The sequence below is a fragment of the Rhizomicrobium sp. genome, from assembly GCA_037200985.1.
Lineage (GTDB): Bacteria > Pseudomonadota > Alphaproteobacteria > Micropepsales > Micropepsaceae > Rhizomicrobium.
This window is the reverse complement of record JBBCGJ010000001.1, coordinates 4,562,024-4,587,512: the sequence shown is the minus strand read 5'-3', so window position 1 is coordinate 4,587,512 and position 25,489 is coordinate 4,562,024. Positions and strand designations below refer to the sequence as shown.

Annotated in this window: 17 protein-coding genes; 6 read left to right on the top strand and 11 right to left on the bottom strand. The window is 67.3% G+C overall.

From position 1 onward, the window contains the following. Positions 1–148: 148 nt before the first annotated feature. The gene (locus tag WDN01_22485; protein ID MEJ0028805.1) at positions 149–505 is read left to right on the top strand and encodes a helix-turn-helix transcriptional regulator; all 357 of its coding nucleotides are present in this window, start codon (positions 149–151) and stop codon (positions 503–505) included. Positions 506–807: 302 nt separating this feature from the next. On the opposite strand, the gene WDN01_22480 is transcribed toward WDN01_22485, so the two are convergent. The 6 genes from WDN01_22480 to WDN01_22455 all read right to left on the bottom strand — a co-directional run bounded on the left by WDN01_22480 (position 808) and on the right by WDN01_22455 (position 8,720). Then, positions 808–3,366, bottom strand: coding sequence for a TonB-dependent receptor (locus WDN01_22480; GenBank protein ID MEJ0028804.1), 2,559 nt, complete (start codon positions 3,364–3,366; stop codon positions 808–810). Positions 3,367–3,565: 199 nt separating this feature from the next. After that, positions 3,566–4,201: a TetR/AcrR family transcriptional regulator gene (locus tag WDN01_22475; GenBank protein ID MEJ0028803.1), complete on the bottom strand. Its 636-nt coding sequence runs from the start codon at positions 4,199–4,201 to the stop codon at positions 3,566–3,568. Positions 4,202–4,328: 127 nt separating this feature from the next. Then, on the bottom strand, positions 4,329–5,363 hold the full coding sequence (locus WDN01_22470; GenBank protein MEJ0028802.1) for a hypothetical protein: 1,035 nt from the start codon (positions 5,361–5,363) through the stop codon (positions 4,329–4,331). Further along, on the bottom strand, positions 5,360–6,877 hold the full coding sequence (locus WDN01_22465) for an MFS transporter (GenBank protein ID MEJ0028801.1): 1,518 nt from the start codon (positions 6,875–6,877) through the stop codon (positions 5,360–5,362). The genes WDN01_22470 and WDN01_22465 overlap by 4 nt, the downstream gene beginning before the upstream one ends. A gap of 39 nt (positions 6,878–6,916) precedes the next feature. Continuing rightward, positions 6,917–7,789 (bottom strand): SDR family NAD(P)-dependent oxidoreductase, encoded by an 873-nt coding sequence (locus tag WDN01_22460; GenBank protein MEJ0028800.1) that lies wholly within the window; start codon positions 7,787–7,789, stop codon positions 6,917–6,919. A gap of 28 nt (positions 7,790–7,817) precedes the next feature. Then, positions 7,818–8,720, bottom strand: coding sequence for a phytanoyl-CoA dioxygenase family protein (locus WDN01_22455; GenBank protein ID MEJ0028799.1), 903 nt, complete (start codon positions 8,718–8,720; stop codon positions 7,818–7,820). 113 nt (positions 8,721–8,833) lie between these two features. Here WDN01_22455 and WDN01_22450 point away from each other — a divergent pair, with 113 nt between their 5' ends. Continuing rightward, a complete protein-coding gene (locus WDN01_22450) occupies positions 8,834–10,579 on the top strand; it encodes a thiamine pyrophosphate-binding protein (protein MEJ0028798.1) in 1,746 nt (581 codons plus the stop codon). Positions 10,580–10,627: 48 nt separating this feature from the next. On the opposite strand, the gene WDN01_22445 is transcribed toward WDN01_22450, so the two are convergent. The 4 genes from WDN01_22445 to WDN01_22430 form a co-directional block, all read right to left on the bottom strand. Further along, a complete protein-coding gene (locus WDN01_22445; protein ID MEJ0028797.1) occupies positions 10,628–11,608 on the bottom strand; it encodes an LLM class flavin-dependent oxidoreductase in 981 nt (326 codons plus the stop codon). Positions 11,609–11,787: 179 nt separating this feature from the next. After that, positions 11,788–12,804 (bottom strand): AraC family transcriptional regulator, encoded by a 1,017-nt coding sequence (locus WDN01_22440; GenBank protein ID MEJ0028796.1) that lies wholly within the window; start codon positions 12,802–12,804, stop codon positions 11,788–11,790. Positions 12,805–12,893: 89 nt separating this feature from the next. After that, entirely contained in the window at positions 12,894–15,689 is a 2,796-nt protein-coding gene (locus tag WDN01_22435) for an AAA family ATPase (GenBank protein ID MEJ0028795.1), read from the bottom strand. A gap of 124 nt (positions 15,690–15,813) precedes the next feature. Further along, a complete protein-coding gene (locus tag WDN01_22430) occupies positions 15,814–18,582 on the bottom strand; it encodes an AAA family ATPase (GenBank protein MEJ0028794.1) in 2,769 nt (922 codons plus the stop codon). A gap of 423 nt (positions 18,583–19,005) precedes the next feature. Here WDN01_22430 and WDN01_22425 point away from each other — a divergent pair, with 423 nt between their 5' ends. The 4 genes from WDN01_22425 to WDN01_22410 all read left to right on the top strand — a co-directional run bounded on the left by WDN01_22425 (position 19,006) and on the right by WDN01_22410 (position 23,192). Then, the gene (locus WDN01_22425) at positions 19,006–20,046 is read left to right on the top strand and encodes an alpha/beta hydrolase (protein MEJ0028793.1); all 1,041 of its coding nucleotides are present in this window, start codon (positions 19,006–19,008) and stop codon (positions 20,044–20,046) included. Between the two features lie 163 nt (positions 20,047–20,209). Further along, positions 20,210–21,031 (top strand): alpha/beta hydrolase, encoded by an 822-nt coding sequence (locus WDN01_22420; protein ID MEJ0028792.1) that lies wholly within the window; start codon positions 20,210–20,212, stop codon positions 21,029–21,031. 30 nt (positions 21,032–21,061) lie between these two features. After that, positions 21,062–22,096 carry a DUF4331 family protein gene (locus WDN01_22415; GenBank protein ID MEJ0028791.1) on the top strand — a complete coding sequence of 345 codons (1,035 nt, stop codon included), beginning with the start codon at positions 21,062–21,064 and terminating at the stop codon, positions 22,094–22,096. Positions 22,097–22,154: 58 nt separating this feature from the next. Continuing rightward, a complete protein-coding gene (locus WDN01_22410; GenBank protein MEJ0028790.1) occupies positions 22,155–23,192 on the top strand; it encodes a hypothetical protein in 1,038 nt (345 codons plus the stop codon). 52 nt (positions 23,193–23,244) lie between these two features. Here WDN01_22410 and katG read toward each other — a convergent pair whose 3' ends face one another. Further along, positions 23,245–25,437: a catalase/peroxidase HPI gene (gene katG / locus WDN01_22405; GenBank protein ID MEJ0028789.1), complete on the bottom strand. Its 2,193-nt coding sequence runs from the start codon at positions 25,435–25,437 to the stop codon at positions 23,245–23,247. Between the last annotated feature and the right edge of the window lie 52 nt (positions 25,438–25,489).

The following is a 25,489-nucleotide window of genomic DNA, read 5'->3' as shown; positions in this document are numbered from 1 at the left end:
AAAAATGCTCCGACGAAAATGGGGTCCAACGCCAAAATCTATGAAAATCTATCCTAAAACGTGAAAAGCAATAACATACAAACAGAATCGTGAAAAATGATAATTGCACTGCTTGATATAACATCCATGCTTGTTATATCAAGCAACCATGACCAACATGAATCGCCTGGGCCAACTGCTTGCCGATGGGCGGCGCCGCAAACAGCTGACGCTGCGCGCCGTCCAGGACAAGGTGGGCATCTCGAACGCCTATTTGAGCCAGCTTGAGACCGCCAAAGTCGGCGCACCGTCTCCCGTCGTTCTGCACAAGCTCGCCGCGCTCTACGACATTCCTTACGCGACGGTGATGCAGGAGGCAGGGTATCCTGTGCCCGAAGATGCAAAGGGCACGGATTCGACGACACGCCTTGCGGCCCGTGTGGGTGACACGACCCGCGAAGAAGAAGATGCGCTTGTCGAATATCTGCGGTTTCTGCGTTCACGCAATCAGCGGAAGGACCGTTGATGGTCTGGTCGGTATCCACCGCCAAGATGTTCGATCGCTGCCAACGGCAGTGGTTCTTCTTGGGCTAAAACGTTCAGGAATTCTGCGGTTCTCGTCTCCCTTCGCACGGGAGGGCTCACAGGTTCAATCCCTGTCGCGCCCACCACCAAACCGCCGACATCCCTGCCTTTGTCCGACCGCGTGCCGTCCGGAACGCGCACGGAATCGGAGGCGGGCCCAAGAACGAGCTTCTCCTTCAAGCCCCGCGAAGCGCCGCGCGGCGACGACGCCCGGATCCATCGGCGAACGTCGCCATGGACGCTTCAGTCGAACTTGCGATGGACCTCGAGCCCGAAGGTGCGCGGCGGATTGAAGTCGTCGAGCGTGCCATAGGCATAGGCCGACGTTCCGGCGTTGCGCGTAATGCCGTCGATCTCCTTCTCGTCGAACAGGTTTCGCGTGAAGGCGATGACTTCCCACCGCTGGGCCTCGTCCTGCCATGTCGCGCGCAGGTCGACCTGCTGGTAGGATGGCGCCACGTACTGCGCGGAGTTGAAGACGCTGTAGGTCGCCTCGTCGTGGAACAGATAGGTTCCCGACAGCGCGAGCGTTCCCCAATCGTTTAGGGCGATCGTGTAGACGCCATTCAGCGTGAACTGATTGTGCGGCGCATTCGGCAATTGATCGCCCACCAGGGTCTGCGGCTGCGCGTTCGGCGCGCCCGCGAGCGGCGGCCCGGACGGCTTTGCGCCCGGATCGCGCGCGAACGGACCGTTCAGGTCGAGATAGCAGCAGCCCCGCCCGATCCGCGTGTTCAGATAGCTGTAGACGCCGGTGAATTGCAGCTCCGGGATCGGGGCCCAGATGGTCTCGAACTCGATGCCGTAGGAGCGCGCCCGCGGGATGTTCACGAAGTTCTGGAACGTCACCACGCCGTTCGACACCGGCATCTGGGCCTGGATGTCGTTGTAGTCGTACCAGTAGGCCGCGATATTGGCCTGCAGGTTGTCGAGGATGTTCTTCTTCAGGCCGCCTTCGAAGGCGTCGACCGTTTCCGGCTTGACGATCGAGGTCGGCGAGAAGGCGCCGAGATTGAACCCGCCCGATTTGTAGCCGCGGCTGTATTTCGCATAGACCGTGGTCGTTTCGTCGGGCGTCCATTCCGGGCCCACGACGCCGCTCCAGCCGTCCCAGGAGCCCTTGAGGACGCGCGTCGCGTCGCCATTGGCGGCGATCGCGACGCCCGGCATCGCGCCGAAGGACAGCCTTGTCACGTCGAGCGCGGGCATGGTCGAGCCGTAGATCGTGGGATCGAACTGGACGAGGCGGATGAGCTCGGTGCCCTCCTTCTCGTCGCGCGAATAGCGGATGCCGGCGGTGATCTTGAACGTATCGCTGAAGGCGTAGTCCGCCTGTCCGAACGCGGCATAGGCGTCCGCCTTGAGCGTTCCGCCGGTCTCGACGAAGTGGCCGCTCGCATTGGGCGCCGCCGGCGTGAAGGTCAGCGCGTCCAGCGGCGTCAGCATCTGCGGCTGATTGGGCGTGCCGTAATTCGTCTGCTGCGAACTGTCCTCATGGTACTGATAGAGACCCACGATCCATTGTAGCGGACCGGCGCCGGTCGAACTCAGATCGAGCTCGTTGCTGAAGTCGTTGAGCTTCTGGCGGTAGTCGGAAACGTTCGAGGAAAAGACGGCGGTCGGCCCGATGATGCCGCCGAACGGCGACGGAAATCCCTCATAGGGCGAGTCGTAGGTGTAGGCGGAGCGGTTGGTGCCGTCGAGGTCGCCGGTGCTCTGGAATTTGAAGGTCTGGAAGCCCCCGATGTATTTCAGCTGCACGCCGTCGCCGTGCCACGTCGCCTGGCCGACGACGGTGTGGGCGTTGTTCAGATGCGCGCGCGCGAAAGTGTCGGCGCTGAAATCGCGATAGTCGGATGCGCCGGGATTGGCGGTCGGATCGAGATAGGCCGGGTTCGGCACCAGATCGCCGCCCTGCCCGTCCACCGTCGTCGGCTTCACGAAGAAGCCGCCGGGCGGAACGAGCGGCGTGCCCGCCGCGCTCAGGGCGGGGAAGTTGTACGGGGTGACGACGTTGGAGGTGCGGGGGCGGGTATTCGCGTCCGAATATTCGTATTTGAGCCAGACGTCGAAATTGCTCGTGATGTCGGCCGCGAGCTGGACCTGCGCGAGCAGGGATTTTCCGGCACCGCCTTCGCTGGGGCCGCCGCCGACATTCTTGAAATAGCCGTCGTCCTGTTCCGTGCGATCGATGTAGACGCGGCCGCGGAGCCAGTCCGTCAGCGGTCCCGACACCGTGCCTTCCAGGAAATTCGAGCCGTAATTGCCGATGCCGGCGCGCGCTTCGGCGGTGAAGGTGTCGGTCGGGCGCGCCGAGATGATGTTGATCGCGCCGCCGATCGAATTGCGGCCATAGAGCGTGCCCTGCGGGCCGCGCAGCACCTCGACGCGATCGATCAGCAGCGTGCTCTGGTTCACGCCGGTCGTGCCCGACTGGTAGAAGCCGTCGCTGTAGGTGGCGACGCCGGGATCGCTGCCGATGATGTTGGTCAACCGGCCGACGCCGCGCACGCTGAGGCGGTCGGCGCCCGCCGAATAGCTGACGCCCGGCGTGAAGTTCGCGACATCGGTGACCGATTTGATGCCCACGAGGTCGCGGGTCTTGGCCGTGAAGGCCGATACGGCGGCGGGGACGCGCTGGAGGTCTTCCTCCCGGCGTTCCGCGGTCACGACGACGGTTTCGATCGTGGCCGCCTTATTGTCGGGAGCCTCCGATACCTGCGCGTGGACCGTCGTGGAGAGGAGTGCCGCCGAACAGGCCGCGCTCAAAACAAAGGGCTTCAGCCCCGGAACCGTACTCATAACGCCTCCCCTGCGCGGTGGCTGAGCCACTCGCTTTTTTTCACGCAACGCGCGTCGCCTGTGCCGATGGACCGTGCGACTATTCGATAATTCTAGGTAATTATATCATAGTAGAAATGTCAAACCGGATATATTTTAGTAGTGCGATGGCGCGTTCGCGCTCCTTTCCGCCGTAACGGAATGCGCGTCGCGGTGCGCGCTATTTGCGCGTCTTCAGGGCGCCTTTGACGAGTGCCTCGGCCGCGGCGACGGCGGTGAGCGATTCCTTGAGCAGATTGCTCTTGCCCTTGGAATCGACCCAACGCGCATGGGCGATCGCCGTGGCGGAGATGACCAGGCCCGCAACGAGGATGGGCTCGTAGTCGCGCGCGAGATCGAACTTGTAGTCGGAAGCGATGTAGTCGGCCAGCAGCGCGATCTGCCGCTGCTCGTAGTTCTTTCCGGCCAGGGTCAGTTCGGGATCGCCGCGGGAGAGAAGGCCGAGGATGACATGCGGCGAGGGATTGGCCTGATAGGATTTGGCGGTCGATGCGATCACGTCGCGGATGAAGCGGAAAAACGGGACCTTGCCCTTCGCCTCGGCGATCAGTTCCGACAGGCGCTCGAGCGACGCATCGGACAGCGCGTCGGCTAGTTCCTTCTTCGAGCTGAAATGGGTGAAGAGCGTGGTGACATGGACATCGGCCTCGTCGGCGATCGAGGCCAGGGTGGCTTCCGAATAGCCGAGCTCCTGGAACAGCTTCGACGCGGCGGCGACGATCCTTTCGCGCGTCTTCTGCTTGCGGATCGTGCGACGCGGAAACTTCTCCGACGGTGCGACGGCGCGGCTGGACATATCCGTTTCTGAATCCCCCTCGTCGGCGCGACCATGACCGATTGCCGGCATTTTGTCACCGATTCGCGGGGGCACGCGGACGGCGGATCGTGCGTCCGCCGCCGCATGTCCGTCACGGATCGCCCGGCTAATAGCCCGCCGCCTTGCCGTTCGGCACGCCGTCGACGATCTGATCGAGATATTCGCTCAGGCCGTAGCCCACCTGGTCGCCGCAGCGATAGCGGGTCATGCCTTCGGTGATCCTGGTGTGCAGCTCGCCGCCGTCCGGCAGCGCCCGGCGGTTGCGCAAGGGGATCAGCGACAGCACCTCGCCGGTGACCTCATAGGTCGCGCCGCTGGCCGTTTTGACCTGGGACCGCAGGGCGGTCTGATAGCCGTCGGCGTCCCAGTCGCTCTCGATCCGGCATTCGGTGATGAGGTCGTAGCGCCCGTCGCGGAACACCATGCCGCCCTGGCGCACGCCGCCGTTTCCGTCGCCGATCGTCGACAGCATCATGCCGAAGTCGCGGCCGAAATTCATCGGGCACCAGCGGTACCATTCGATAGCCTGCCAATGGCGCGGGCCCCAGGATTTGTCGCGCAGGCCGAAGCCGTCGATCTCGAAGCGTTCGTCGCCGACCGTGAAATATCCCTTGGCGGCGCAGTGCTGCTCGTAATGCGCCTTGGCGAAGGATTTTTCCGGATCGATCTCGAGCGCCGAGCCGTCCTCCCGCACGGTCTCGCCGCCGAACATCGGCGACACGCCTTCGTAATCGAGGTCGACGATGCAGCGGACGCGCGGATTGCTCTTGAAGGCGGTGCGCGGTTCGGCCATGTCGGCCGGGCGCTTCATCAGCAGGACTTCGCCTTCGTAGCGGACCTTCAGGCGCTTGAAGGGCTCCACGACCTCGATGCTCAGCCCGCCGGCGGCCAGCCGCGCGTTGCTGGCGATCGGCGGGCGCGCGAAGAGGAAGCCGACGCGGCCGTCCGGCAGATAGAGGCAGACGCTGGTCTCCGCATATTGCTCGTTCGGCCGGTTGCCGATCCGGAACCAGCCGCCGACCATGCGGACCGGATCGAAGACGTTGAAGTACATGCTCTCGTTATAATTCTTCGCCGAGCCCGGATCGTGCGGATACTCGTCGACGGGATCCAGGCGCACTTTCAGACCGGTCTTGCTCACGGCGTCACTCCTTTTGGGGTCGGCAATCCTTCGAAGTCGGGCGGCAACGCCGCCTCGGACGGGAAATTCCGCTGCGGCAGCGCCGCGGCGCCTTCTTCGGCGAGGCGGCGCACCGCTTCGGCATGCGCCGTCCGCGAAATAGGATAGAAGGCGAGACAGGCAATAGCGAGGACCGAGCACAGCGTCGTCGCGCAGATGAAGGTCAGAGCCAGGGCCGACAGGCTCGCGCTGCTCACGGCATCGACCGAGGCGTTGACCGGAAAATGGATGGCCGCCAGCAAGAGGCCGGAAATGAACACGCCCATGCCGGACACCGCCTTGTTGACCAGGGTGGCGGCCGAGAACAGCAGGCCTTCGGCCCGGCGGCCGGTGGAAATCTGCACCTGCTCCGTCACGTCGGCGACCATCGAGACCGCGAGGACCGCGCCGGCGATCGCGCACATCGTGGTGAACGCCGTCTGCGCGGTCAGGAGCGGAACCAGCAGCGGAGCGCCATTCGCCGGGAAGACGCCCCACAGCCTGAGCGCCAGCGGCGCCGCGCTCACCACAAGCGCAAGGGCGAACAGCGCCATCGCGGTCGGCTTCTTGCCGAACCGCGCCGACAGCGGAAGCGCCGCCGCGAAAGCGAGCCCGATCCCCACGAAGGCGCCGCCACTGATCGTCGCGATCTGCGACGCGCCGAGCCGCCACAGATAGGTCGAGAAATAGATGCCGAGCGACGAGACCAGGCCGCTGGTCATCGCGAAGAACAGGCTGGCGAACAGGATCGAGGCGTAGGTCCGGTGAAAAAGCACCTCGCGCATCGACTTGAGCACCTGCCGCAGCGTGGCGCGCGCGTGCGGCGGCGGCGGCAGCGCGGCGATCCGGCGATGGGTTCCGAGACTGGAAACCAGGATGGAGACGAACATGACGACCGCCGCGACCAGGGCATAGGTCGTGTAGCCCGGGGCGTTGAGCTGGCCGATGGGCTGCCCCGCCGTTGGGCGCAGGAAGAATTTGAACGCCACGATGTTCATCAGGACGCCGGCGACGACGCCGAAGAAGAAGCGATAGCCGACGAGACGGGTCCGTTCGTGATAGTCGGAGGTGAACTCCGCCAGCAGCGCGGTGGAGGGGATCTCATAGAGGCTGATGGACGCCCGGACCGCGATGGCGACCACCAGGAGATAGACGAACTGGATCTCGTGCGACGCCTGCGGCGGCGTCCAGAGCAGAAAGTAGGATGCGGCGGCCGGCAGGGCGGCGGCGTACATGAAGGGGTGCCTGCGGCCCCAGCGGCTTCGGGTGCCGTCCGAGAGCTGGCCGAGGATGGGATCGATCGCCGCATCGGCGACCATCGCGATCATGATCGCGGTGCCGACCCAGACGGCCGGCAAGCCGACGACCTGGTTGTAGAACAGCATGAGGAGGGCACCGAAGCCCTGATCCTTCACGCCGAACGCCACCGTGCCCGAGCCGTACAGCGCCTTGGTGAGGAAAGGCAGCCGGGCACCTGAGGCGGATTCGCTTGCCATCGTCTCTCCCTGTCCCGGCGGATCGATCCGCTCGTATTTTCAGCCCGGCCTCGTGCGGCGGTGCCGGGAATCGAATTCCACCGAAAGGCCGCCATCCACGACGATGGCCTGGCCGGTCACGAAGCTCGCCTCGTCGGAGGCGAGCCAGAGGATCGCGCCGGCGATGTCGTCCGGCAGGCCGGCACGCGGCAAAGGCTGGGCGCCGGCCATCGCCTGGCGCACCGCCTCGGCATCGAGCGTGCGGCCCAGCGCCGGGTTCTCGTAGATGATCGGAGTGACGATCCCGCCGGGGCACACCGCGTTGACGCGGATGAAATCGGCGGCGCCTTCCATCGCCGCGACGCGGGTCAGCTGCAGCACGCCCGCCTTCGAGGCGCCATAGGCGCCCTGCCCCGGCATCCCCATCAGGGCCGAGATCGACGACGTCGTGACGATGGCGCCGCCGCCGCGGGCGCGCAGATGCGGAAAGGCGAGCTTCATGCCGAGCCACGGTCCGCGCAGATTGACCGCGACGGTCCGGTCGAACGTGTCCTCGCTGCAGGCTTCGACGCTCAGCTCGCCGCCGCCGACGCCGGCATTGTTTACCAGGATGTCCAAGCCGCCGAAGGCGTCGACGGCGTCTTGGATCGCCGCGCCGAACGAGGCCTTGTCGGTGACATCGGCGGCGACGAAACGGGCGCGCGGCCCGAGCCGTTCGGCGATGGCGCGGCCGTCATTGGGGCCGCCTTCCACCCGGCGGGCGTGGTGCAGTTTCGCGCTGCCCGACGCCGCGAGCGCCCGGCCCTGCGCCGGGTCGAGATCGCAGAACACCACCCGTGCGCCTTCGGCGACGAAACGCTCGACGGCAGCGAGGCCGATCCCCGACGCACCGCCCGTGATCACCGCCACCTTGCCGTCCAACCGGCCCGTCATCGCCGTCCCCGCTTTCATTGCCGGCGATCTACGCGTCGCCGACCGGCCGGCCGCCTCGGAGCACCGGCATGAAATCGATCGTGGCCGATTTGGCGCCCACCACCTGCGTCGCCGAATGGGCGTAGTGGTAGACCAGCGCCGAGCGCCGCTCGGCGGAGACATTGTCGTTCGACTTGTGCATCAGGAAGCTGTGGAAGACGAGCACGTCGCCCGGCTCCATCAGCACGGGAACGGCGCGGGAGAAATCGTAGTCGACGACTTCGACGTAGCCCAGATTGGCGCCGGGCCGCGCGTCGGGCACATGCGCGTGGATGGGTTCCAGATGCGAGCCCGGCGCCACGAACAGGCATCCGTTCTCCACCGTCGCCCGGCTGGTCGCCAGCCAGACGCCCACCTGCGGCATCCGATCGAAGAGGTAATAGAGCGAGTCCTGATGCCAGGGCTGTCCCCATACGCCGGGGTTCTTGAAGATGTACTGCGAATTGAAGACCGAGACGTCGCCGCCCAGAATGGCGTGCACCGCCCGCAGCACGTCCGGATGCGAGGCGAAGGCGCGGAACGGCGCCTTGCGGTGGAGATTGAACAGCTTGGACATCCGCTGATCGGCCGCGGCGCCGCTTCCGACCCGGGCCGCCTCTTCCACGGCGATCACGCCGCTTTCGCCCTTGTGGTGGCCGCTGAAGGACTGGCCGTCGGCTTCGGCCCGGGTGAAGAGGTCGATCGCCGAAGCGGACATCGCTTCGCAGATCTCGGCCGGAACCAGACCGCGCAGGATGAAGAAGCCGTCCTCCGTCCATCCCTTGGCGTCCGCGGCGCTCAGCAGCGACAGGTCGAACCGGTTCGCCTCGGGCGGATAGGTGCGCCCGGCCTGAAGCTGATTCATGAAATCGGCCGCGCCCTTGTTGGGCGCCTCTGCTGCCTGGTCGCTCATTTTCGTCTCCGCCTGCTTCCCGTCTCGAGCGGGTTTCGATTATACTACTCCAATAGAATAATCTATAACAGTCGTCAAAATCGGGCGGCGCTGCGGAAAAGGGAGAAATCGCGATGGAAACGATCACCGGCGGGGCCCTGCTCGCGCGGACGCTGCGGGCGGCGGGCGTCGAAGAGGTTTTTTCCCTGCATGGCGGCCATCTGGACGCCTTCCTGATCGCCTGCGCCCCGAACGGCATCCGGCTGACCGATACCCGGCATGAGGCGTCGGCGGGCCATGCGGCAGAGGCCTATGCGCGGGCCACGGGACGCATCGGCGTGGCGGCGGTGACGGCGGGTCCCGGCTTCACCAACGCCTATACGGCGATGGCGAATGCCTATCTCGACCGCATGCCGGTCCTCTTCATCATCGGCGCGCCCTCGACCCGCGAGGCCGACCTCAACACCCTGCAGGGCGGCATCGACCAGATCGCGGCCGCATCGCATGTCTCCAAATGGGCGTTCCGCGTCGGCAGCGGCGCCAGGCTGCCGGAGATCGTCGAGCAGGCCATACGAAAGGCGACGATGGGCGTTCCGGGACCCGTCGTGCTGGAGATACCGATCGAGGTGATGTTCACGCCGGTCAAGCCGCCGGCGCGTGTCGAGACGCTTTCCAATTTCGGATTGGACACGGGCCCGGCGCCGACCGGCGTCCAGATCGACGCGGTTCTCCGTCTCCTCCGCGAGGCGCAGCGGCCGGTCGTCATCGCCGGCGGCGGCGCGGCGCTCAGCGACGACGGCGGCGCGCTGGCGGAATTCGCGGAGGCGACCCATACGCCCGTCGTCACCGCCATGAAGGCCGAAGGGATGATGCCGCAGACCCATCCGCTTTACGGCGGCAGCGCCGTCAGCGTCCCCATCGCCGCCGCGATGGGCGCACCTGCGGATCTGGTCGTGCTTCTCGGCACGCGGGTGGGCCTGTTCACGGGCGGGCGGTACGGGATCATCCCGAAAGACGCCAAGGTCGTGCAGATCGACATCGACGGCGCGGAGCCCGGCCGCGGCGGTCCCATCGACCTGGCCATCATGGCGGACTGCCGCCAGGCGCTGCTGGCGCTCAGCGAGGCGGCGCGCAACACGGCCTGGCCGTCGCGCGACGAATGGGCGAAGCGCCTGCAAGCGGCGCGGACCGTGACCCATCAGCGCTGGCTCTCGGCCCCCGTCCACAGCGATACGGGGCTGCTGCATCCCTTCCATGCCGCCAAGGCGCTCGCGGACGCGCTGCCGGAAGACGCGGTGATCGTCTGCGACGGCGGCGAATCCTCCGTCTGGATCCGCGATCACGTCCGCCCGCAGGGCCGCGGCGGGCTGCTGATCACAGGCTATCTCGGCACGCTCGGCGTGGGCCAGGGTTTTGCGATCGGCGCGGCGCGGGCCTTTCCGAAACGGCCGATCTTCCTGTTCGCGGGCGACGGCGGCGTCGGATTCCACATCCAGGAATTCGACACCATGGTCCGTCACGGTCTGCAGGTGATCACGGTGGTGCTGAACAATGCCTGCTGGGGCATGTCGCAGAACGGACAGGACCTGATCTACGGCAAGGACAAGCGGGCCATCGTGACGCTCGCCGACAGCGCCTATGAGAAGGTCGCCGAGGCGTTCGGCGGCCATGGCGTGCGCGTCACGCGGCTCGAGGAGATCGCTGGCGCCGTCCAGGACGCGCTGGCAAGCGGCCGCCCGGCCTGCATCAATGTCCGCATCGACGGCGACGTCATCAACCCCGTCACCATGGGGATGGTGGGCGTGTCGGAGCCCAAGGATGCGGCCAGACCGGCCAAATCCGACAAGGTCGTGATGCCCTATTACGAGAACGTCGAATAGGCTGGGCAGAACGGCGACGGGGTTTGTCCCATCGCCGCGTTCGTGCCGCTATTTCCAGGCATCGGCGATGAGCTCGAACGAGCGCAGCCTTTTGGCGTGATCGTAGACGTCCGACACGATCATCAACTCGTCGGCCTTGGTCTCGGCGACAAGCGCCTCCATGCCGGCGCGGACGGCGTCGGGTGATCCGACGATCGAGCGCGCGAGCATCTGCTTCGCCTGTGCCTTCTCCAGCGGCGACCAGTAGGTGTCGATGTCGTCGATCGGCGGCCGGCTGAGACCGCGCGCGCCGCGAAAGATGTTCGCGAAGGACATCTGCTGCGTCGTGGCCAGCCGGCCCGCCTCGGCATCCGTCTCGGCCGCGATGATATTGACGCCGACCATCGCATAGGGCGCGGCGAGCTGTTCGGACGGCTTGAAGCGGCCGCGGTATATCTGCAGTGCGTGAAGGAGCAGGTCGGGCGCGAAATGCGAGGCGAACGCATAGGGCAGGCCCAGTTCCGCGGCGAGCATGGCGCCGAAATTGCTCGACCCGAGAATCCACAGGGGAACGTTCGTCCCCGCCGCCGGTACCGCCTGGATGCGCTGATTTGGCCCGGCCGGCGCCAGGAACGCCTGGAGCTCCAGGATATCCTGCGGGAAGTTCTCGGCGGCCTCGGGCGTGCGGCGCAAGGCGCGCAGCGTCAACTGGTCGGTACCCGGCGCGCGGCCGAGCCCGAGATCGATGCGATCGGGAAAGAGCCGCGCCAGGGTGCCGAACTGTTCCGCGATCACGTAAGGCGCATGATTGGGCAGCATGATGCCGCCGGCGCCCACCCGGATGCGCTTCGATCCGGCCGCGATATGCGCGATGACGATGGACGTCGCCGCGCTGGCGATGCCCGCCATGTTGTGATGCTCGGCCACCCAGAGGCGGCGATAGCCCCAGTCTTCCGCATGGGCGGCAAGATCGCGGGCGTTATCGAGCGCGCCGCGCGCATCGGTTTCTTCGGTGACGCGGACGAGTTCGAGAATGGACAAGGCGGTCATGGACAAGGTCCCGGTTGCGCTGATCGCGGGACGGGGATGTTCCCCTATCGCTCAGGGTCAGGATGGAAGTGCAGCTTTGCACGATATGGGGAGGCCCAGAAGACTTTGCGAGGCGGCGGAACCGCGTCGGCGGAATTTCCTATTCCCTTCGCGCGGAAGGGTCACAGGCCCGCTTTCCGTCAGGCGCGATGGCTCAGCCGCCAACGGCGCGGCGTCAGGCCGGAAAAGCGCTTGAAGACCACCGTGAAGTGCGCCTGGGAGCTGAAGCCGGTCGCCAGGGCCAGCTCGGCGATGGGCATGTCGGTGGTCGCCAGCACGGTCTGCGCCTTCTCGATACGGCGGCGCAGCACATATTCGTGAGGGCGGACGCCGGTGGCGGCGCGGAACTGCACCGCGAAATGCATGCGGCTCAATCCGGCGGCGCCGGAGATGTCGGCGAGCGCCAGCGGCGAATCGAGATGGGCCTCGATGAAATCGATGGCGCGCTTCAGCCGCCATTTGGGAAGCGCCGAGGTCTTTCGCGCCGTCGGCGGCGCGATGCCGCCATAGAGGCCGACAAGGTGCGTGACGATCGCGAGCGTCAGGAATTCGGCAAACAGGCTGCCGTTCGGATCGCCGGTGTCGGCGATCGACAGCAAGGTGCTGCCCAGCATCTGCAGCAGCGCATCGCGCGCCGGCAGGGGATCGCGCAGCGCGATCCCGTCCGTCGGCCATCGGCCATGGGACCACTCGAAGCACTCCTTCAGGAGCAGGTTCGGGATATGAACGTGCAGGATGTCGTAGGGCCGGACGTAGTTGACGCGCGCCAGCAGCCCCGGCGGCGTGATCTGGGTCGCTCCGGCGAGGATCTCCTGCCGGGGAAGCGATTTGCTTCCCACCCGCAGGGAAAGCTCGGTCGAGCGCAGCGCGATCGCGAGGATGTGATAGTCGCCGGCGATTTCGAACGAATGCTCGTTCCGATCGGTCCCGTGCCAGCGCGACACGACCGATCGCGGGTTTGCCTGGTCCATGTCCTCGACGAAATCCGGCCGCCGCCACGATCTTTCCGGATGCACGATGGGGCGATGGGGCTCGGGCCTCGCAAGCGAGATCAGGAGCCGGGAATGGCTGCGCGCCCGCTCATGGGCAACGAGTTCCGGCTCGCGCCGCTCGTTGCGCGACAATTCCAGAATGCCGCAGTCCGTCATCGATGCCATCCCAAGCGCTGCCGGTCCTCGGAGTTTTGGTAGCAGGGGTGGAATCCGGCGGCTTCTGTCGAATGACTGGTCCGATGACCGGCCTCCGGTCAGGCCGATTGCGGCAGCCGGTTCAGCACCGTTTGCAGGCCCGAACGGGTGGTGATGCCGAGCTTGGGGAATATGCGGTAGAGGTGATAGCCGACCGTGCGGTGCGACAGATAGAGCCGGGCGCCGATCTCCTTGTTCGACAGCCCGCCGGCCGCGAGTTCCGCGATCTGAAGCTCCTGCGGCGTGAGCGCGTCCAGCATGCGTTCCGCCGCCGGGCGGCTGGCTTCGCCCGCGGCCCGAAGTTCCCGCCTTGCACGATCGCTCATCGGCGCGGCGCCGAGCGCGTCGAAGATGTCGCGCGCCATCCGCAGCGGCGTGCGCGCATCCATGATCCGGCGCTGGCGGCGCAGCCATGAACCGTACGCCAGAAGACAGCATCCGCGTCGAAACGGCCAAGTCTGCGCCTCGGGACCGAGCGAATCCTGAAAGAATTTTTCCGCCCGGTCCGGCGGGGCAAGGAGGGCTTTGCAATAGGAGAGGATCATCCGGACCCACGGCACGGCCGGAGATCCCGCGCGGCGCTCGACCTCCTCGACGGCCGCGGCGGCGGCGCTCGCCTGGTCGCAAGACATGGCAGCCTCGACATAGTCGGCCAGACAATAGAACTGCAAACCTTTGTTGAATGACGGATCGCCCGGCGTCCAGATGCGAAACATGTGCTCATAAGCCTCGACAGGCCGCCCCTCGCCGAGCGCGATGATGCCGCGCGCCTGCTGCAACATGGCGCGCCAGAAACTCGTTCCGGGCGAGAGCAGCAGCGGCTCGACCTGGTTGGCGCGGGCCTCCGCCGCGTCGAACTGGCCGCGCCTGGCCTCGAGCATCGTCTGCACGACCGTGGCCGCGGCCGCCCACACCGTCTGCGTCGTTTCCTCCGCGAGCCGGGCAGATTCCGCGCAATTCTTCAAGGCGCTCATCCAGTCGCCCGTTTCGGTCTCCGCGCAGCTGCGCCCGAAAAGCACGCGCCCCAGATAGCCCAGACGGCCCTGCTCCCGGAATGCCGCGCTCGCCGACGCCAGGAAGCCGGCGGCGAATTCATAGGCTCCGATGGCGTTGGCCATGGTGCCCAGGACCCACGCGGCCGCCGGGTTTTCCGCCGCCGTCGCGGCGCAGGCCGCAAGCCGCTCATAAACCTCGTAGCCGTGTTCGAGCGGCCCGACATAGCCGGCGATGGCGATCCTGCGCGCGTCGTCGGCGGGCACGTCCAGTTCGTTGGCGGCGGCGAGGATGCCGCTACGCACCGTGTCGCTCGCATTGCTCCACCAGGAGTATTGCGCAGCGCGCCACAGCAGTCCCGCCGCCAGATCGTCGTCGCCATGAGCCCGCGCGTCGGCGGCGACGCGCGTCAGGGCGGGGATCCGGGAAGGGTCGGCGAGAGCGAGGGGCTGGCCGATCTCGCGGATCCAGGCGAGGCGCGCCCGCATGTGCCCCTCCGGCTTCTGCACGTCCGCCTCGCGCAGCAGGCGCGCCATGGTCTCCGGCTGGCCGAGGTCCACGGCGAGGGCGGCCGCGCGCAGCAGTCTTTCGCTTTTCGCCACGGCCGTGCCGCTGAGCCGCGCGGCGTTCTCGAGCGCGGCAATCGCGGTGGCGAGCGCGCCCCGCCGCTGCGCCCGCTCGGCGACGGCATCGAGGTCTTCCGCCAGGGTCTCGTCCGGCCCGATGGCCGACTCCATGCGGTGCCAGATGCGCCGGTCCGACTGGTCCTTGACGACGGCGGCCAGGGCCGCGTGGGCGTCGTGTCGCATCACGGCGCTGGCGGCCTGATGCACCGCGGAGCGGACGAGTGGATGGCGAAACCGCACTTCGCCCGCATCGACCTCAATCAGCAGCGCCGACACCGCCGGCGCCAGCGCATCGAGCCCGACGCGCTCGCCAAGCAACATCTGACCGGCGTCCAGCGCCTCGCGGAGCGATTTGCTGTCGTTCTCGGCGACGACCAGCAGCAGCGTGCGCGTGGCCATCGGAAGGCCGGAGACCCGGCCGAAAAAGGCGCGCTCCAGGCGGTCGGTCAAGGGAAGCCAGTGCGACTCGGCGGCCTTGCGCTCGCTGCGCGGCAGCTCGACCAGCGCCAGGGGATTGCCCGCGGCGACGTCGAGATATCGCAACCGCAGCTCGGGCGGCAGATCGGGCGCCGCGGTGTCCAGCAGGCGTTCCGCCTCGGCGGCGGGAAGCCGGAAGAGCTGACGTCTTGGAACGTCCGAAGGCAGGAGAGATTCGTCCGAGCCGTGGCGTATCGCCATCAAGAGAATGACGGGGTCGGAGCTCAAGCGACGCGAGATGAAGGCAATCACCTCCCGGCTGGGCTGATCCAGCCATTGGACGTCGTCCGCCAGGATCAGGATGGGTTTGCGCGCGGCGCTCTCGGTCAGCAGCGTGAGCGTCGCCAGGCCGACGAGAAAAAGCTCGGGCACCGCCGCATCGTCGCTGAGACCGAAGGCAGCCTGCAACGCCGATCGCTGGCGCGGCGGCAGCGCCTCGGCCTGCTTCAGGATCGGGCCGACGGCCTGATGAAGCGCAGAGAAGGGCAGATGCGATTCGCACATCGCACCCGAAAGGCGAAGGACGCGCATGCCGCGGGCCCGGCCGAGATCCTGCGCGGCGTCGAGCAGGGTCGATTTGCCGATCCCCGGTTCGCCGCTGATCGTCAGCGCGGCCCCGTTCCGGCGGACCCCGTCGATCAGGTCCTCGATCAGGGCAATCTCGTCCTCGCGCCCATAGAGAACGGGCGACGGCAGGCGCATCGGTTCCGCGTTTCGCCGCCGCCCCGATTGCGGCGCCTTTGTCGCGCGTCCGGCCATCAACGCTCCCCTCGACGCGCTCATTGTGGAAACGATCGAGCATGGACCGCAAGTCCGGCACCGGGAATACGCCCTCGCGGTCGCGACGCCCGAGGCAGCCATACGCTCGACGGCATTTGCGGCTTCATGCGACGGACTCGAGATGGCGGCTCAGCGCGCTTTGCAGGCGCGAACGGGCGGTGATGCCGAGCTTCGGGAAAATCCGGTACAGGTGATAGCCGACCGTCCGATGCGACAGGTAGAGCCGGGCGCCGATCTCCTTGTTCGACAGCCCGCCGGCCGCGAGCTCCGCGATCTGCAGCTCCTGCGGCGTGAGCGTGTCCAGCACGCGGCCCTTGCGGGGGCGGCTGGTCTCGCCGGCGGCGCGCAGCTCCCGCCGCGACCGCTCGCTCCAGGGCACGGCGCCCAGGGCATCGAAGATGTCGCGCGCCGTCCGCAGCGGCACGCGGGCGTCGATGCTGCGGCGCTGGCGCCGAAGCCATTCGCCATAGGCCAGAAACAACCGCCCGCGCAGGAACGGCCAGTTCTGTCCGCCGGCGCCGAGACCTTCCTGGAAGAACGTCTCCGCCCGGGCCGGCGCGGCCAGCAGGGCCTTGCCGTAGCACAGCATTATCCGGACCCACGGCACGGGCTTGGACATCGCGCGCCGCTCCACTTCCGCGACGGCCGAGGCGGCGGCGGCTTCGTGGCCGCAGGACTGCGCCGCCTCGACGTAGTCCGCGAGGCTGAAGAATTGAAGACCGGTGTTGAATGCCGGATCGCCGAGCGTATGGACACGCTGCAGCTGCTCGTAGGCCTCCGCCGGCCGGCCGGCGCCGAGCGCGGCGATGCCGCGCGCGTTCTGCAGCATCGCCAGCCAGAAACTGATGCCCGGCGACTGCACCAGCCGCTCCGCCTGCCCCGCACAGGCCGCCGCGGTATCGAAATTGCCCTGCATCGCGGCGAGCCTGGCCTGCACGATGGTCGCCGCGGCGACCCAGACCGTCTGCCCCGTTTCCTCTCCGAAGCGGATCGCCTCCGCCGAACTTCGGAGGGCACCCATCCAATCGCCCGTCTCGGTCTCGGCAAAGCTCCGCGCGAAGAGCACGCGCGCGAGATCGCCGAGGCGCCCCTGCTCGCGAAAGGCCGTGCTCGCGTCGGTCAGGCAGCTGACGCCGAAGTCGAACGCGCCGACCGTATTGGCCGCGAGGCCCAGGATCCACGCCGCCACCGGGTCCGCGGTGCCGGCCGCGGCGTGCGCCGCAAGCTGCCGATGGACCTCATGCCCGTTCCTGAGCGGCTCGACATAGGAGGCGATCGCGATCAGCCGCGCATCGGTCGCGGGCAGCCCCATCTCGCTCGCCGCGGCATCGACGCCCGCGCGCACTGCGTCGCTTGCATTGCCCCACCAGCAGCGCTGCGCCGCGCGCCACAGCAGGGACAGCGCCAGGTCGTCGTCGCCATGGGTCCGCGCATCGGCGGCGAAGCCGACCAGCGCGGATATCCGCGCAAGGTCGTTCACCGTCAAAGGCTGGCTGACCTCGCGGATCCAGGCGAAGCTTGCCCGCACATGCGGCTGCTGATGATCCGGGTCCGCCTCGCGCAACAGACGCTCCACGGTTTCCGGCCGGCCGAGATCGGCGGCGAAGCCGGCGGCGCGCAGCAGTCTTCCGCTCCTCGACGGAGCCGTGCCGCTCATGCGCGCCGCGTTCTCCAGCGCGATGATCGCGGTCGCCAACGCGCCGCGGCGCTGCAATCGCGCGGCGGCGTCGTCGAGTTCCCCGGCCAAGGCCTCGTCGGGTCCGATGGCCGACGCCAACCGATGCCACAGCGGACGATCCGACTGGTCCCGGATGACGCGGGCCAGAGCCGCATGGGCGGCGTGGCGCATCACGGGGTTGGCCGCCTGATGCACCGCCGAGCGGACGAGCGGATGGCGAAACCGCACTTCGCCCGCATCGACCTCGATCAGCAGCGCCGACACCGCCGGCGCCAGCGTGTCGAGCCCGACGCGTTCGCCGAGCAGCACTTCGCCGGCGTCCAGCACCTCGCGGAGCGATTTGCCGTCATTTTCCGCGACGACCAGCAACAGGGTTCGCGCGGCCGCCGGAAGGCCGGAGACCCTGCTGAAAAAGGCGCGCTCCAGGCGGTCGGTCAGGGGAAGCCAGTGCGACTCCGCAGTCTTGTGCCCGCTGCGCGGCAGCTCCACCAGCGCCAGGGGATTGCCCGCGGCCTCGTCCAGGAACCGCCGGCGCAGATCGGACGTCAGATCGGGCGTCCTTGCGTCCAGCAGGCGTTCCGCCGCCGCGGCGTCGAGCCGCGAGAGGCGATGCCGCGAGACATCCGAATGCGGGAATTCGTCCTCCGAGTCGCTCCGGATCGCCATCAGCAGAATGATGGGATCGGAATTCAGGCGCCGCGAAATGAAGGCGAGCACGTCGCGGCTGGGCTGGTCGAGCCATTGGACGTCGTCCGCCACCAGCAGGATGGGTTTGCGCGCCGCGCTCGCCGTCAGAAGCGTGAGCGTCGCCAGGCCGACCAGGAAGATGTCCGGCGCGGCCGTATCGTCGCCTTGCCCGAAAGCGGCCTGCAAGGCCGAGCGCTGGCGCGCCGGAAGCGTGTCGGCCTGGCCGAGGATGGGCCCGACGGCCTGCTGAAGCGCGCCGAAGGGCAGATGCGTCTCGGACGTCACGCCGCACAGGCGAAGCACGCGCATGGCGCGCTCGCGCGCGAGATCCTGCGAGACCTCGAGCAGCGAGGATTTTCCGATTCCGGGTTCGCCGCTGACGACCAGGGCGCCGCCGCCGTCGCGGACGCGGTCGAGCAGCCCCTCGATCACCGCGATGTCGCCCTCGCGGCCATAGAGGATGGGCGTGCGCCCCGACCGAGGCGCCTTGGCCGGGCGTCCTGGCATCAACGATCCTCTCGACGCACTCATTATACTCATGCTCGTCACTCGCCGTGAATTGCGAGACAACTCGCGGATCCACCGCGCCGCCTCGGCCATCGACCTGGAGCTTCGGTTTCAGGCGCGCACGCGGAATTTCGTTCGGTCAATCGGCATGCGAGCCTTCGTCCGAAGTCGCGGCGAATTTCGCACGCGGGTTGCCCCGCCGCAACCTTGCGAGCGCCGCCCCGCGCACAACGAGAGCCCGATCGCGGCGGTTTTCGGACGTTTGTTCAAAGCTGCGTGCGAATTCCAAATTTTCAACGGCTGCTCGAAATCTTCGGGCGCGAATACCGACGAAGGTCCGTGCCGACGCGATACGGGATGGGCCGCGGACGGCTCCGACGATCCCCGCAAATTGCGACCAAGTCGATCAAAGGAGACATAGACATGAATCGCCGTACGAAATCCGCGCTCCTCGGAGCGGGAATGGGCCTGACAACGCTGGGCGCCGTCGCGGCGTCGATCCCCAATGCGGCGACGGACCCGCGCATCGACCCCGCGATCCGGAGCTTCCTGGCCGTGCTCGACAAGGATCCCAGCCCGTTCTGGAAGCTGCCGCAGCCCAAGCCGCAGGACATCCTCACCGCGCTGCAGAACCAGTCGCCGGTCGACATGTCCGGCGTGACGATCACCGAGCAGACGATCAGCGAAGACGGCCGCACCGTGAAGCTCTACATCATGAAGCCCGAGCATGTGACCGGAACGCCGGGCGTGCTGTTCTTCATCCATGGCGGCGTGTGGATCGTCGGCAATTTCGAGAACCACAAGCGCCTGGTGCGCGACCTCGTGGTCGGCTCGGGCCAGATCGCCGTGTTCCCGGAATACACGCCGCTGCCGGCGGCGAAATATCCGACGCAGGTCGAGGAATGCTATGCCGGGCTCAAATGGGTTTCCGAGCACGCCGCCGATCTCGGCGCGGACGGCAGCCGCATCGCCATCGCCGGCAATTCCGTCGGCGGCGACATGACGGCCGCGCTGACGCTGATGGCGAAGGACCGCAAGGGGCCGAAGATCAGCTACCAGATCCTCTTCATCCCGGCGACCGATGCCAGCGTCGACACCAAGTCCTATCTCGACTACGGCACCGGCCGCTTCCTGACGCGCGACTTCATGAAGTATGGCTGGGACCTCTATGCACCCGACGCCAAGACGCGGAACATTCCTTACGTGTCGCCGCTGCGCGCCAGCCTCGCCGAACTCAAGGGCCTGCCGCCGGCGCTCGTCATCACCGCCGAGAACGATCCGCTGCGCGACGAGGGCGAAGCCTATGCGCGCAAGCTGAAAGAGGCCGGCGTAAGCGTGACGGCCGTCCGCTACAACGGGACGATCCACGACTTCGTGGCGCTGAACGCCCTGCGCCACGTTCCCTCGACGGAGGCGGCGCTCGCACAAGCCAGCGAGGGCCTTCGCCAACACCTCGCGCCGTGACCCCAGCCCCTCCCCTCCGGCGCGTGCCTGCCCAGGCGCCGCCGCATCGAGGCCCGACGCACCCGCAACGCGGAAGGCCCTCGCTTGCAAAGCGGCGCCTGGGATCTTTTGGATCGTACAAAGAAGAGGGTCGCGGCCCCGCCGCCGACCGCGGAGAACGGACATGCCCCAGATTGCGACCAGGGACGGCGCGACGATCTTCTACAAGGACTGGGGACGGGGACAGCCGATCGTCTTCCATCACGGCTGGCCGCTCAGCGCCGACGATTGGGACACGCAGATGCTGTTCTTCCTGCAGCACGGCTACCGGGTCATCGCGCATGACCGGCGCGGCCATGGCCGGTCGAGCCAGACGAGCGGCGGCCACGACATGGACACCTACGCGGCCGATGTCGCCGAGTTGACGGCCGCGCTCGACCTGAAGGACGCGGTCCATATCGGCCATTCGACCGGCGGCGGCGAAGTGGCGCGCTATGTCGCCCGCCATGGCAAGGGCCGCGTCGCCAAGGCGGTGCTCGTCAGCGCCGTGCCGCCGATCATGGTGCGCAATGACGCCAATCCCGACGGCACGCCGATCGTGGTGTTCGACGGGCTGCGCGAGCAGCTCGCCGCCAACCGGGCGCAGTTCTATCGCGAGATCCCGATCCCCTTCTACGGCTTCAATCGGCCGGGCGCGAAGATCCAGGACGGCGTCGTCGACAATTGGTGGCGGCAGGGCATGATGGGCGCGGCCAACGCGCATTACGAATGCGTCAAGGCCTTCTCGGAGACGGATTTCAACGCGGACCTCGGCGCCATCGACGTGCCGACCCTGGTACTGCACGGCAGCGACGATCAGATCGTGCCTTACGCCGACGCAGGCGTACTTTCCTCCAAGCGCATCAAGGGCGCGGTGCTTAAGATCTACCCGGGCTATCCGCACGGCATGCTCACCGTCCACGCCGACGTCATCAATCCCGATCTGCTGGCATTCATCCGAAGCTAATGCGCCGCGGCGCGACACAGGAGGCCCATCATGTCCCATCATCTCGATTCGCCGCTCGCCCGCCAGGATGTCCGGCTCGACATCACCGATCTCTACGTGTTCCGCGGCGAGACGGGCACGGTGTTCGCCATCAATGTCTGCCACTCGATCGCAGGACCCGTTCCGGTGCCGGGCTACCACCCGGAGGGCATGTATGAGTTCAAGGTCGACCGCGACGGCGATGCCGTCGAGGACGTGACCTATCGCGTGACGTTCGATCCGAGAGACGAACAGGGCAACCAGGCTTATGCGCTGCGCCGCCTCAGAGGGGCGGATGCCGCCAACCCCGACGCGGCCGGCACGATCGTCGCCCGCGGAACGACCGGCGAGACGGTCACGACCCCCGAGGGATTGCGCATCTGGGCCGGCCGTGCCGGCGATCCGTTCTGGATCGAGCCGGACGTGCTGCACGCCGTCGGCCATGCCTTCCAGGACGGCACCCCGGTCGATCTCACCGGATGGGATCCGGCCAAGGCGAAGAACCTGTTCGCCGGCCACTCCGTCTATTCCATCGTGCTGGAGCTGCCGGACAGCGAGTTGCTCGCCGACGCGCCCGGCCGGCGCCGGATCGGCGTGTGGGCCGTGGCCACGCTCGCCACCGACACGGGCGGCTGGCGTTCGATCAACCGGATCGGCCTGCCGATGATCCATCCGCTCTTCACGCAGTTCAACGAGGATCTCGGCGACCGGCTCAATGCCGGCAGCCCCGCCGACGATTTCGCGACCTATGGCGAGACGGTCGCCAAGGCGATCGCCGCGATGGTGGCCGCGACCGGCACCGCCGAGAGCCCGCGCGCCTATGGCGAGACGGTCGCCCAGCGCTTCTTCCCGAACATGCTGCCCTATGTCGTGGGCACGCCGGCGGTGTTCGGCCTGGCCGAGTGGAATGGGCGGTCGCTGACCGACAACGCGCCCGACGTCATGTTCTCGATCGCGGCCAACGCGCCCATCCGGCTCGGCATCGGCAAGGAATCGGTCACGGCCAAGCCGTCGGCGACCTTTCCCTACGTGCCGAAGATCGCCTGAGTGCCCGGCGCCGACGCCGGGGCGTAGCATGCGTCCCTGTCCATGGTAAAAACCAATGATGTTCGGACGCAGCATCGCTGAGACGCCCCGACGGGGCTGGGCCGGCATCGCAGGGTCGATCGGGCTTCTGCACGTCGTGGGCTGGTCGATCCTGCTCGCCGCGGTCGTGCCGGGGCATCCCGGCGCCCAGGCCTTCGGGATCGGCACCGGCCTGACCGCTTATCTTCTGGGCGTCCGCCACGCCTTCGACGCCGACCATATCGCGGCGATCGACAACGCCATCCGCAAGCTGATGCGCGAGGGGCAGCAGCCCCGCGCCGTGGGTTTCTGGTTCTCGATCGGCCATTCGAGCGTGGTGTTCGGGCTCACCCTGCTTCTCGCCTTCGGCGTCGGCGGCCTGGCGCGGCCGCTGTTCGACGGCCCGTCGCCGCTGCACCGCGTCGCCGGCATGGCCGGGACGCTGTTCTCGAGCGGCTTTCTCTACGCGATCGCCGCCCTCAACCTGATCGTGCTGGGCGACATCCGGCGCAAGCTCGGCCGCGCCCGCGCCGGCCTGCATGTCGAGCCCGATGACGGCCAGGTTCGTCCCGGCATCATGAGCCGGCTGCTGCGGCCGGCGATGAACCTCGTCGGCAAGCCCTGGCACATGGGCGCGGTGGGTTTCCTGTTCGGCCTGGGCTTCGATACCGCCACCGAAATCGCCCTCCTCGTGCTCGCCAGTTCGAGCGCGGCGACGGGCCTGCCCTGGTACGAGGTGCTGTGCCTGCCGGTCCTGTTCGCGGCCGGGATGTCGCTGTTCGACACGCTCGACAGTTCGCTGATGATCTCCGCCTATGGCTGGAGCTGGGCGAGCCCGCTGCGCCGGCTCTATTACGATTTCGGCATGACCGCGCTGTCCGCGGCGATCGGCATCGTCGTCGCGACGATCGAGATCGCCGCCCTGATCGGCGAGCACTTGCACGGGATGCCGGATCTCGCGTCGATCGATCTCGCCGGCCTCGGCTTCGCCATCGTCGGAGCATTCGCGGTCATCTGGCTCGGCGCGGTCCTGGCGCGCTGGGGGCGGTCGACGGCCCGCCGTGTTCTGAAGTCATAAAAAAATCATCGCCGGCCCTTCCAGGGCCGGCGATGAGGATTTGCGGGGCGGACTATTTAAGGTCGAACCGGTCGAGGTTCATCACCTTGGTCCAGGCCGCGACGAAGTCCTGCACGAACTTCTTCTGCGAGTCGTCCGTGGCATAGACCTCGGCCAGCGCGCGGAGCTGGGAGTTCGAACCGAAGACGAGATCGACCCTGGTGGCGATCCACTTCAACTCGCCGCTGGCGCGATCGTGCCCCTCGAACACATCCGCGTCCGCCGAGGCCGGCTTCCATTCCGTGCCGATGTCCAGAAGGTTCACGAAAACGTCATTGGTCAGCGTTTCGGGGCGCTTGGTGAAGACGCCGTGCGGCGACTTGGCGACATTCGCGTTCAGGGCACGCAGGCCGCCGATGAGGACCGTCATCTCGGGCGCCGTCAGCGTCAGGAGCTGCGCCTTGTCGATCAGCAGCGCCTCCGCCGGCACCGCGTATTTTCCCTTGAGATAGTTGCGGAAGCCGTCCGCGACCGGCTCGAGCGGGGCGAAGGCGTGGACGTCGGTCTGCTCCTGCGAAGCATCCGTGCGTCCGGGCGCGAAGGGAACGGTCACGTCGTGGCCGGCCTTGTTCGCCGCGAGCTCGACGGCCGCCGAGCCGCCGAGGACGATGAGATCGGCGAGCGACACCTTCTTGCCGCCGCCGGCCGCACCGTTGAACGCCCGCTGGATGCCGGTGAGCGTTTCGAGCACCTTCGCGAGCTGGTCCGGCTGGTTGACCGCCCAATCCTTCTGCGGGCTGAGACGGATGCGCGCACCGTTCGCGCCGCCGCGCTTGTCGGAGCCGCGGAAGGTCGAGGCCGAGGCCCAGGCCGTCGCGACGAGTTCGGAAATCGAAAGACCCGAGGCGAGGATCTTCGCCTTGAGATCCGCGATGTCGCGCGCGTCGATCGGCTTGTAGTCGGCCGCCGGCACGGGGTCCTGCCAGATCAATTCTTCCGCCGGCACTTCGGGGCCGAGATAGCGCGCGCGCGGTCCCATGTCGCGATGGGTCAGCTTGAACCAGGCGCGGGCGAACGCGTCCGCCAGCTGGTCCGGGTTCTCGAGAAAGTGCCGCGAAATCTTCTCGTAGACCGGATCGACGCGGAGCGCGATGTCGGTCGTCAGCATTGTCGGTCCGTGATGCTTGGACGGATCGCGCGCATCCGGGAACGCGCCGGCGCCGGCGCCGTCTTTCGCCCTCCACTGGAACGCGCCGGCCGGACTCTTGGTCAGCTCCCATTCGAAGCCGAACAGGTTCTTGAAGAAATTGTTGCTCCACTTGGTCGGCGTCTGGCTCCAGGTGACTTCCGGGCCGCCGGTGATCGTGTCGTCGCCCTTGCCGGTGCCGAAGCGGCTTTTCCAGCCCAGGCCCTGCTCCTCGATGCCGGCGGCTTCCGGCTCGGGACCGACCAGCGAAGGATCGCCGGCGCCATGGGTCTTGCCGAAGGTGTGTCCGCCGGCGATGAGCGCCACCGTCTCCTCGTCGTCCATCGCCATGCGCGCGAAAGTCTCGCGGATGTCCCGCGCGGCCGCGAGCGGATCGGGCCTGCCGTTCGGTCCTTCCGGATTGACGTAGATGAGGCCCATCTGCACGGCGGCGAGCGGGTTCTCGAGCTCGCGGTCGCCGCTGTAGCGCTTGTCGCCGAGCCAGGTGTCCTCGGCGCCCCAATTGACGTCTTCCTCGGGCTCCCAGGTGTCGACGCGTCCGCCGCCGAAGCCGAAGGTCTTGAAGCCCATCGACTCGAGCGCGACATTGCCGGTGAGCACGATGAGGTCGGCCCAGGAGATCTTCCGGCCGTATTTCTGCTTGATCGGCCACAGCAGCCGGCGCGCCTTGTCGAGATTCGCATTGTCGGGCCAGCTGTTGAGCGGCGCGAAGCGCTGCTGCCCGCGGCCGGCGCCGCCGCGGCCGTCGCCGATGCGATAGGTGCCCGCGCTGTGCCAGGCCATGCGGATGAAGAGCCCGCCATAATGGCCGAAATCGGCCGGCCACCAGTCCTGCGAGTCCGTCATCAGCGCCAGGAGGTCCTGCTTCACCGCCTTGAGATCGAGCGTCTTGAACGCCTCGGCATAGTCGAAGCTTTGGCCCATCGGATTGGCCTCGGCGGAATGCTGATGCAGAACCTTGAGGTTCAGCGCGTTCGGCCACCAATCGCGGTTCGACCGCCCGCGAACGCCGTGCACCACGGGGCACTTGCCCTCGGTCTTCGCATTATTTTCGTCCATAAATTTCTCCGATCGTGTCTAGGGTTGATGGAATTGCCCCCCGAGGCGCGCG

Excerpts from the sequence above, each read along its gene's own strand:
- WDN01_22485 (MEJ0028805.1), top strand. The coding sequence starts at position 149 with ATGACCAACATGAATCGCCTGGGCCAACTGCTTGCCGATGGGCGGCGC.
- WDN01_22480 (MEJ0028804.1), bottom strand. The coding sequence starts at position 3,366 with ATGAGTACGGTTCCGGGGCTGAAGCCCTTTGTTTTGAGCGCGGCCTGT.
- WDN01_22475 (MEJ0028803.1), bottom strand. The coding sequence starts at position 4,201 with ATGTCCAGCCGCGCCGTCGCACCGTCGGAGAAGTTTCCGCGTCGCACG.
- WDN01_22465 (MEJ0028801.1), bottom strand. The coding sequence starts at position 6,877 with ATGGCAAGCGAATCCGCCTCAGGTGCCCGGCTGCCTTTCCTCACCAAG.
- WDN01_22460 (MEJ0028800.1), bottom strand. The coding sequence starts at position 7,789 with ATGACGGGCCGGTTGGACGGCAAGGTGGCGGTGATCACGGGCGGTGCG.
- WDN01_22455 (MEJ0028799.1), bottom strand. The coding sequence starts at position 8,720 with ATGAGCGACCAGGCAGCAGAGGCGCCCAACAAGGGCGCGGCCGATTTC.
- WDN01_22450 (MEJ0028798.1), top strand. The coding sequence starts at position 8,834 with ATGGAAACGATCACCGGCGGGGCCCTGCTCGCGCGGACGCTGCGGGCG.
- WDN01_22445 (MEJ0028797.1), bottom strand. The coding sequence starts at position 11,608 with ATGACCGCCTTGTCCATTCTCGAACTCGTCCGCGTCACCGAAGAAACC.
- WDN01_22440 (MEJ0028796.1), bottom strand. The coding sequence starts at position 12,804 with ATGGCATCGATGACGGACTGCGGCATTCTGGAATTGTCGCGCAACGAG.
- WDN01_22435 (MEJ0028795.1), bottom strand. The coding sequence starts at position 15,689 with ATGGCCGGACGCGCGACAAAGGCGCCGCAATCGGGGCGGCGGCGAAAC.
- WDN01_22430 (MEJ0028794.1), bottom strand. The coding sequence starts at position 18,582 with ATGCCAGGACGCCCGGCCAAGGCGCCTCGGTCGGGGCGCACGCCCATC.
- WDN01_22425 (MEJ0028793.1), top strand. The coding sequence starts at position 19,006 with ATGAATCGCCGTACGAAATCCGCGCTCCTCGGAGCGGGAATGGGCCTG.
- WDN01_22420 (MEJ0028792.1), top strand. The coding sequence starts at position 20,210 with ATGCCCCAGATTGCGACCAGGGACGGCGCGACGATCTTCTACAAGGAC.
- WDN01_22415 (MEJ0028791.1), top strand. The coding sequence starts at position 21,062 with ATGTCCCATCATCTCGATTCGCCGCTCGCCCGCCAGGATGTCCGGCTC.
- WDN01_22410 (MEJ0028790.1), top strand. The coding sequence starts at position 22,155 with ATGTTCGGACGCAGCATCGCTGAGACGCCCCGACGGGGCTGGGCCGGC.
- katG (MEJ0028789.1), bottom strand. The coding sequence starts at position 25,437 with ATGGACGAAAATAATGCGAAGACCGAGGGCAAGTGCCCCGTGGTGCAC.